The organism is Streptomyces sp. NPDC127177 (genome assembly GCF_042672475.1).
Taxonomy (GTDB): Bacteria; Actinomycetota; Actinomycetes; order Streptomycetales; family Streptomycetaceae; genus Streptomyces.
The window spans coordinates 1-8,708 of the sequence record NZ_JBHXUW010000115.1 but is presented as its reverse complement, the minus strand read 5'-3'; the positions used below and the strand labels follow the sequence as shown (position 1 = coordinate 8,708).

Sequence of the window (8,708 nt, the reverse complement as noted above, 5' to 3'; positions counted from 1 at the left end):
GGCCCGGGAGGCGCCTCAGCCGTATGCGCGTGTGCCGGAGGGCGTCAGCCGTTCGGCTGGGCCGAGTCGGAGGCCGCGTCGGTCGGGGTGACCGCGTCGCTCTCCGAGGCCGAGCCGGCCGGGGTGCCGGCGTTGTCGGACGCCGAGCCGGTCGGGGTGGCCTTGGCCGAGTCAGACGGCTTCGGCGTCGCCTTCGGCGGAGCCGGGACGGAGCTGGGGCCGAAGCCCGCGAAGTAGCTCTTGGCCGGGACGACACTGGCGCCCAGCGGGATGTCGCCGGACTCGCTGAACTTGAAGACCAGGTTCTGCACGTTGCCGTTCTGCGTGGCCTCGGAGCCGTTCTCGATCACGGCGGCCGCGTTGTCCTTGCCGCCGAGGGTCACATGGCCGCCGGCCGGGACGACGACCGGTCCCGAGCCCTTGGCGGCGTGCAGCTGCACGGGCGCGCTGGTGCCGGCCAGGGCGATGGAGTCGAGGGTCTCGGCCTTGGTGCCGTTGTTGAACAGCGTGGCGGTCACGACCGCCGGACCCTTGGCGTCGCGGTCCGGCTGGGTGACCACGTTGGCGTTCTGGATCTTGATGGTGCCGACCGATGTGGCGGCGTTGTCGGGCCTGACCTCGAGTGTCTGCGCGTTCTTGCCCGCACCACATGCGGAGAGCGCGGCGATCGAGAACACGATGGCAGTGGCGGCGAGGGCGCCGTGTCGAAGGCTGCGGCTCACGGCGGCGGCATCTCCTTGAACGAGCGGACTTACGGACGGGTCGGGCGAGCGGTGTCGAAGTCGCCCCAAGGGTGTGTCAGCGTCAGGTTACCGAGCCGCCCCAGCCGCCCCGCACCCGACCCGCCCCCGGGCGCCCAGGGGATCGCGGCCGTGCCCGGCGGCGATGATTCGCACGCCGTTCACATAACACGCTTGATCAATTCCGCCGCACGTTCGGCCCGCGCTTCCCGCGCATGTCCACCGGCCTTGGCGTGAACCCGGCGCATTCATTGCACATAATCCTCGCGACGGACGAACGTTGATCAATTTCATTGGCCATCGGCACTTACCGCCGTACGGGTGATCGATCCCCGAACGGAGTACGGAAAGTTCACCATCCTGAACCCGGCAAAACGGGACGTTAGGTCCCTTCCGAGTGGCTTCCGGCGCGTGTAACGTCCGCGTTTCTCCTCGCCCGTACAGCCGCTCCGACCTGCGAATACCCTCTCCGGCGGGCCTTCCGCAGCACGTACGTGTTGCAGTTGTCAAGCCCCGAGATATGCCCTGACCTGCGAAAACGCCATTCAGGAGAAGCTGTTCTCGTGTTACTCTGGATAGCCACGGAAGGGGTACCTGTCACATGACGTTCAAGGTTGGCGACACCGTGGTCTATCCCCATCACGGGGCCGCGCTGATCGAGGCTATCGAAACTCGCCAGATCAAAGGCGTGGACAAGACCTACTTGGTGCTCAAGGTCGCTCAGGGCGACTTGACGGTGCGTGTACCGGCGGACAATGCGGAGTTCGTGGGTGTGCGCGACGTGGTCGGGCAGGAAGGGCTGGACCGGGTCTTCGAGGTGCTGCGGGCGCCGTATGCCGAAGAGCCGACGAACTGGTCCCGGCGTTACAAGGCAAATCTCGAGAAGCTCGCCTCCGGCGATGTCATCAAGGTCGCGGAAGTGGTTCGTGACCTGTGGCGTCGTGAGCGCGAGCGCGGTCTCTCCGCAGGTGAGAAGCGCATGCTCGCCAAGGCTCGCCAGATCCTGGTGAGTGAGCTCGCTCTCGCGGAGAACACCAACGAGGACAAGGCCGAGGCTCTGCTCGACGAGGTCCTCGCGTCCTGAACCGGATCGCACCGGTCTGAGGCGTAATCAATGTGCCGCGGTGCCCGCTGACCAGCCGTTTGAACGGCCTGTCGTCGGGCGCTGCGGCATGTCCGGACGTGGAACCGACCCACATGCCCGGCGACGCGTATCAGTCCACGGATCGGATCCACCTCCCGGACCCCGTGCCCATCCAGTTCATGGATCCTCCCGGACCCACAGCGCTGGGCGCGCACCGGGCGATCCGGTGCGTCCCATGCGGGGGACGGGGATTCCGCGCGCCCGACTGCGGATTTCGGGCACACGGATTCCGGCCACATTCCGGATTCCGGGCGCAGGGATGCCATGCGGGCCGGAAGGCCCGAGGATCCCGGATGCTGTTCTCGATGCGCCGACGCGTTGGCCTCGTCGACGATCCCCCGGTACTTTGCTCGCGATCTTGTGAAGCCTGTAGGCCGGCGTGTCACGCCGATCCCGAGCGGCCGGGGGCGATCCCTGCCTCGCCCGGGGTCACGGAAAGGGTCCCGGTCGAGTCATGGCGTGGCGCCCGGCTCGATTGAGGCCATACCCACGTCGGCCGTGGAGACAAACATGCCGATGCTTCGGAGTGCAACCGATGTCTGACCAACCGCTTCCCTACCGCACCGACGCCGACACCGCCCCCCGAACCGATGCCGGCACCGCCCCCCGCACCGCCGCCGTGATCCCCGCGGCCGGCCGCGGCGTACGGCTCGGTCCCGGCGCCCCCAAGGCGCTCCGGGCGCTGGGCGGGACCCCCATGCTCATCCACGCGGTACGGGCCATGGCGGCCTCCCGTCAGGTGTCCCTCGTGGTGGTCGTCGCACCGCCGGACGGCGCCCCCGAGGTCTGGAACCTGCTCGACGAGCACTCCCTGCCCGAGCGCACCGAATTCCTCGTCGTACCAGGTGGCGACACCCGGCAGGAGTCGGTGAAGCTCGGCCTGGACGCGCTGCCCGCCGATGTCTCCGCCGTCCTCGTCCACGACGCCGCCCGCCCCCTGGTCCCGGTGGACACGGTGGACGCGGTGGTCGAGGCGGTACGCGACGGGGCACCCGCCGTCGTCCCGGCGCTGCCGCTCGCCGACACCGTCAAGGAGGTCGAGCCGGGCGCGCCCGGGGAGCCCGAACCGGTGCTCTCCACCCCCGAGCGGTCCAGGCTGCGCGCGGTGCAGACCCCGCAGGGATTCGACCGCGACACGCTGGTGCGCGCCCATGAGCGGGTAGCCGTCAGCGGCGAGGGCGCGACCGACGACGCCGGCCTGGTCGAGCAGCTCGGGGCGGCTGTGGTGGTCGTACCCGGGCACGAAGAGGCATTCAAGGTGACCCGCCCACTGGACCTGGTCCTGGCCGAGGCGGTTCTCGCACGCAGGAGGGCGAACGATGGCTTCTGAGGAACGCACCGCGCCGGTGATCCCGCTCGTAGGGATCGGCACCGACATCCACGCCTTCGAGGAGGGCCGCGAGCTGTGGTGCGCGGGCCTCCTCTGGGAGGGGGAGGGCCCCGGACTCGCCGGGCACTCCGACGCCGACGTCGTCGCGCACGCCGCCTGCAACGCGCTGTTCTCGGCCGCAGGCCTCGGCGACCTCGGACAGCACTTCGGCACCGGACGCCCCGAGTGGTCCGGCGCCGCGGGCGTCACACTGCTGACCGAGGCCGCCCGGATCGTGCGGTCCGAGGGGTTCGAGATCGGCAATGTCGCCGTCCAGGTCGTCGGCGTACGGCCGAAGATCGGCAAACGGCGCGACGAGGCGCAGAAGGTGCTGTCCGCCGCCGTGGGAGCGCCCGTCTCGCTCTCCGCCGCCACCTCCGACGGACTCGGCTTCACCGGCCGCGCCGAAGGCATCGCCGGGATCGCGACCGCGCTGGTCTACCGCGTCTGACCGTCACCCTTCCGGCGGCCGCGGGCGGGAAGCGGGCTGCGCGGCCGGTGGTTGGGGTAGAGGTAGTGCCGAGGTACCACAGACCCACTCAGGAGGACGTACGCCATGACCGCCGCACTCCCCGCAGAACTCAAGGCGCTTCTGGACACCCCCGTCTTCGTCACCGTGGCCACCGTGCAGCCCGACGGCAGCCCGCAGCTGTCCCCGGTCTGGGTGAAACGGGACGGCGACGACGTACTCATCTCGACGACGGCCGGTCGCCGCAAGGAACAGAACATCGCCCGCGACCCACGCGTCTCCGTGGTCGTCCAGCCCTTCGACGCCCCGTACACCTACGCCGAGATCCGTGGCACCGCCACCCTCAGCACCGAGGGCGGCCAGGAACTCATCGACGAGCTGTCCGTGAAGTACACCGGCAAGAAGTACGCCGAGTTCAACCCCTCCTCCGGTGGGGACGACGAGCGCGTCGTCGTCCGGATCACCCCGAGGAAGGTCGTCGGAGGCGTCTGAGCACCCCGTGACGGGTCACGGATCAGGGCCGGGTGAATCGGGGCCGTAACAACTGTCATCGCAATCCCCCAAGGGTCGCGGGGCACTGGTGCGCGCCCACTACCCTTGAGGCGTGACTATTCGCCTGTACGACACCAGCGCCCGGCAGATCCGTGACTTCGTCCCGCTCACAGCGGGCTGTGTCTCGATCTACCTCTGTGGCGCCACTGTCCAGGCCGCTCCGCACATCGGGCACATCAGGTCCGGACTGAACTTCGACATCATGCGCCGCTGGTTCGAGTACCGCGGCTACGACGTGACGTTCGTCCGGAACGTCACGGACATCGACGACAAGATCATCACGAAGTCGGCCGAGCAGGGCCGGCCGTGGTGGGCCATCGGTTACGAGAACGAGCGCGCGTTCAACGCGGGCTACGACGCGCTGGGCTGCCTCCCGGTCACCTACGAGCCGCGCGCCACCGGCCACGTGCCCGAGATGATCGAGATGATGCGCGGCCTCATCGAGCGCGGACACGCCTACGCCGCCGACGGCAACGTCTACTTCGACGTGCGCTCGTTCCCCGGCTACCTGGAACTCTCCAACCAGGACCTGGACGATCTGCGCCAGCCCTCGGGCGACAACGAGACCGGCAAGCGCGACAAGCGCGACTTCGCCATGTGGAAGGCGTCCAAGCCCGGTGAGCCCAGCTGGGAGACCCCCTGGGGCCGCGGCCGCCCCGGCTGGCACCTCGAGTGCTCCGCGATGGCACACAAGTACCTCGGGACCGCCTTCGACATCCACGGTGGCGGCATCGACCTGATCTTCCCGCACCACGAGAACGAGATCGCGCAGGCCAAGGGCTTCGGCGACGCGTTCGCGAAGTACTGGGTGCACAACGGCTGGGTCACCATGGCCGGCGAGAAGATGTCGAAGTCGCTCGGGAACTCCGTCCTCGTCAGCGACATGGTCAAGACGTGGCGCCCCATCGTGCTGCGCTACTACCTCGGCACCCCGCACTACCGGTCGATGATCGAGTACAGCGAGGACGCCCTGCGCGAGGCCGAGTCCGCGTTCGCCCGCATCGAGGGCTTCGTCCAGCGCGTCACCGAGAAGGCCGGCGAGACCGTCGCCCCCGCCACCGAGGTGCCGCCCGCATTCGCCGAGGCGATGGACGACGACATGGGTGTCCCGCAGGCCCTCGCGATCGTCCACACCACCGTCCGCCAGGGCAACAGCGCACTCGCCGCCGACGACAAGGAAGCCGCGGTCGCCCGTCTCGCCGAGGTCCGTGCGATGCTCGGTGTACTGGGTCTCGACCCGCTCGACGACCACTGGGCCGGCGAGAGCGACCGGGGCGACGACCTCCACGGCGTCGTCGACACCCTCGTACGGCTTGTCCTCGACCAGCGCCAGTCGGCGCGGGAGCGCAAGGACTGGACCGCGGCCGACGCCATCCGCGACCAGCTCAACCAGTCCGGGCTCGTCATCGAGGACAGCCCCACCGGACCACGGTGGACACTCGGCCCGCGCCAGTAGTCCTCCCAAGTGCCGCCCGGCCCGCCGGGCGGCACACTCTCACTTATACGCACGCACGTCTGAAGCAACGAAACAGGTAGGTCATGGCCGGGAACAGCCAGCGCAGGAACCGCCGCACGTCCAACAAGAAGGGCATGCAGGTCGGCAGCGGTGGCCAGCGTCGCCGTGGCCTCGAAGGCAGGGGGCCGACGCCGCCCGCCGAGGACCGCAAGAAGCACAAGAAGAACCGCATGGCCACCGCCAAGGCCAAGCAGGCCGCCAACCGCCGCCCGGCTCCCCGGCGCGGCGGTGCCAAGGGCACCTCCGAGATGGTCGTCGGCCGCAACCCGGTCTTCGAGGCGCTGCGCGACGGCGTCCCCGCCACCACCCTGTACGTCCAGCAGTACATCGACAACGACGAGCGGGTCCGCGAAGCCCTCCAGCTCGCCGGTGAGCGCGGCAACATCCACCTGATGGAGGCCCCGCGCCCCGAGCTCGACCGGATGACGAACGGCCTGAACCACCAGGGCCTCGTCCTCCAGGTCCCGCCGTACGAGTACGCCGACCCGCAGGACCTCACCGCGGCCGCGTACGACAACGGCGAGGACCCGCTGATCGTCGCCCTCGACGGCGTCACCGACCCGCGCAACCTCGGCGCGATCGTCCGCTCCGTCTCCGCGTTCGGCGGCCACGGCGTGGTCGTGCCCGAGCGCCGCGCCGCCGGAATGACGGCCGGGGCCTGGAAGTCCTCCGCCGGCACCGCCGCCCGCACCCCCGTCTCCCGGGTCACCAACCTGACCCGCGCGCTGGAGGCGTACAAGAAGGAGGGCATCGCGGTCGTCGGCCTCGCCGCCGACGGTGAGCACACCGTCGAGGACCTCGAAGCGCTCGGCGGCCCCGTCGTCATCGTCATCGGCAGCGAGGGCAAGGGCCTGGGCCGTCTCGTCGGCGAGACCTGCGACTACCGGGTCCGCATCTCGATGCCCGGTGGCGCCGAGTCCCTGAACGCCGGTGTCGCGGCCGGCATCGTGATGTACGAGGTCGCCCGCCGCCGCGCCTGACCGGCCCGGCGGGACCACCCGCACGGGCGGCGGCCGACGGGGGAGACCCCCCGCCGTCCGCCGCACCCGCGCGGCCCCGACCGGGGGCGCGCCGCGCCGCGCGTACGCCCCACCGCGCCCCGCCACCACCGGTTGACGGGCCTCGGACACTTCGACACCGTCAAGGCAGTGTCCTAAACACACATCACTCGGTTAGATGAGTGTGGACACCAGAACGCCTCGGTTCGACGAACAACCCGCCCTGAGCATGACCAAGGTGGACTGCGACCCAGCGCAGGTCATCGTCAACCACGCCAGCTTCCGGGTGCAGCTCGCGCCCGGCCAGCGCGCACGGCTGCGCGGTGTGACCCCCGCCGGCGCGCCCAGGATCCCCGCCATGAGCGGCCCCGGAGCGGGGCGCGGCCGGCGCGCCCCCGTCGTGTGGAGCGGCAGGTCCGCCCCCGGCGACCCCGGCGCCACCGGACTCCTCCAGGCCGTGCGGAACTCCACCGCGGCCCGGCCCGGCGTCACGGGCCGCCCCGACACCGCGTACGACCCCTACGAGCCGTACGCCGCGTACGAACTCGAAGGCGGACGCGGTGGGGCCGGCACCCAGGTCATCCCGCGCCTCGAAGAGACCCAGCCCAACCCCGTCATCGGGGGCCCCAGGCCCGGTGGACCGCTGCTGCCGCCCATGCGGCAGGCCGTCGGCGCCTACGACCCCGTCGAGACCGGCCCCGGCCCGTACCGCACCGACGGATACGACCGGGACGCGGACGACCGGGACGGCGACGAGGAGTTCGACCTCACCGACAACGCCGGCCGCCGGCAGAACGCCGACACCGTCCGGCACGCGTACTACCCCGGCCGCCGGATGAACCTCGGCGTCGTGCTCCTGCCGATGCGCGTCTTCCTCGGCTTCATCTCCATCTACGCCGGCATGGGCAAGCTCTGCGACCCCGTCTACTTCGACGGCGGCGACCGCGGCTCCATGGTCAAGTGGCTGACCTCGCTGCACCCCTGGGCGCTCGCCGAACCGCTGCGCGACTTCGCGCTCTCCCACCCCGTCGGCGCCGGACTCACCATCGCCTTCCTCCAGGTCGTCGTCGGCGTCCTCACCGTCCTCGGCCTCTGGCAGCGCGTCGCCGCCTCCGTCGGCGCCCTGCTGTCCGCCGCCCTCCTGGTGACCGTCAGCTGGCGCACCGTCGCCGTCTACGACGCGCCGGACATCATCTACCTGGCCGCCTGGAGCCCCCTGGTCATCGCGGGCGCCCCCGTCTACTCCGTCGACGGACGTCTCGCCGGCGAAGCCTGGCGCAAGCTCGGCCCCCGCTCCGAGATCTGGGACCTCCGCCGGCGCGTGCTGCGCCGCGGCGGCGTCGTCGCCTCGGTGGTCGTCGGGCTGACCCTGCTCATCGGCTCGATGCTCGGCGGCGCCGTCCGCTCCTCCGGGGTCGTCACGGTTCCCGGACCCAACGGCGTCCCGACCAACCAGCTCCCCGGCTCCCCGCTCCCCGAGGAGTCCCGCAAGGGGAAGGCATCGCAGACCCCCGAGGGGCAGCAGCCCACCCCGTCCCGCAGCACCGCCCCGCACTCCCCGTCCGCCAAGACCTCCGCACCCGCCACGGACACGGTCCGGGAATCGGGCCGGGCGACGGCGGGCACCGGCCAGCCCAGCCAGACGCAGGGCACCGGCCAGCAGCCCCCGCAGCAGACCACCCCCCAGCAGCCCCCGAGCACCAGCTCCGGCCCCAGCTCATCGGGTCCCGCCGGAGGCGGCGGCTCGACAGCGGGCGGCACGGACCCGGGCAGCGGTTCGGACGGCTCGACGGACGGCTCCGGAGGCGGCGGAGGCGGCGGCAAGAACCCCATCGGCGGCCTCCTCGGCTGAGACCGGGGCCCGCGGGCACGCAGGGACAGAACAAGGAACACGGAAGAGGGGGCGGGCACCGGATTCAC

At 70.9% G+C, this 8,708-nt stretch carries 8 protein-coding genes; 7 read left to right on the top strand and 1 reads right to left on the bottom strand.

Features of this window, described 5'->3' with window-relative positions:
- Positions 1 to 44: 44 nt before the first annotated feature.
- Entirely contained in the window at positions 45 to 722 is a 678-nt protein-coding gene (locus tag ACFVJX_RS35725) for a DUF461 domain-containing protein (RefSeq protein WP_384136758.1), read from the bottom strand.
- Positions 723 to 1,341: 619 nt separating this feature from the next.
- Here ACFVJX_RS35725 and ACFVJX_RS35720 point away from each other — a divergent pair.
- From ACFVJX_RS35720 to ACFVJX_RS35690, 7 genes are all read left to right on the top strand, one after another.
- Positions 1,342 to 1,824: a CarD family transcriptional regulator gene (locus ACFVJX_RS35720; RefSeq protein ID WP_006380568.1), complete on the top strand. Its 483-nt coding sequence runs from the start codon at positions 1,342 to 1,344 to the stop codon at positions 1,822 to 1,824.
- 595 nt (positions 1,825 to 2,419) lie between these two features.
- Positions 2,420 to 3,214 carry a 2-C-methyl-D-erythritol 4-phosphate cytidylyltransferase gene (ispD, locus tag ACFVJX_RS35715; protein WP_384136756.1) on the top strand — a complete coding sequence of 265 codons (795 nt, stop codon included), beginning with the start codon at positions 2,420 to 2,422 and terminating at the stop codon, positions 3,212 to 3,214.
- Entirely contained in the window at positions 3,204 to 3,704 is a 501-nt protein-coding gene (gene ispF / locus ACFVJX_RS35710) for a 2-C-methyl-D-erythritol 2,4-cyclodiphosphate synthase (RefSeq protein WP_384136754.1), read from the top strand. Before ispD ends, ispF begins: the two co-directional genes overlap by 11 nt.
- 105 nt (positions 3,705 to 3,809) lie before the next feature.
- A complete protein-coding gene (locus ACFVJX_RS35705; protein WP_384136753.1) occupies positions 3,810 to 4,214 on the top strand; it encodes a PPOX class F420-dependent oxidoreductase in 405 nt (134 codons plus the stop codon).
- A 112-nt stretch (positions 4,215 to 4,326) separates the two neighbouring features.
- Positions 4,327 to 5,730: a cysteine--tRNA ligase gene (gene cysS / locus ACFVJX_RS35700; protein WP_384136752.1), complete on the top strand. Its 1,404-nt coding sequence runs from the start codon at positions 4,327 to 4,329 to the stop codon at positions 5,728 to 5,730.
- Between the two features lie 83 nt (positions 5,731 to 5,813).
- Positions 5,814 to 6,770: a 23S rRNA (guanosine(2251)-2'-O)-methyltransferase RlmB gene (gene rlmB, locus ACFVJX_RS35695; protein ID WP_384136751.1), complete on the top strand. Its 957-nt coding sequence runs from the start codon at positions 5,814 to 5,816 to the stop codon at positions 6,768 to 6,770.
- 196 nt (positions 6,771 to 6,966) lie between these two features.
- Positions 6,967 to 8,640, top strand: coding sequence for a DoxX family membrane protein (locus tag ACFVJX_RS35690; protein WP_384136749.1), 1,674 nt, complete (start codon positions 6,967 to 6,969; stop codon positions 8,638 to 8,640).
- Positions 8,641 to 8,708: the final 68 nt, after the last annotated feature.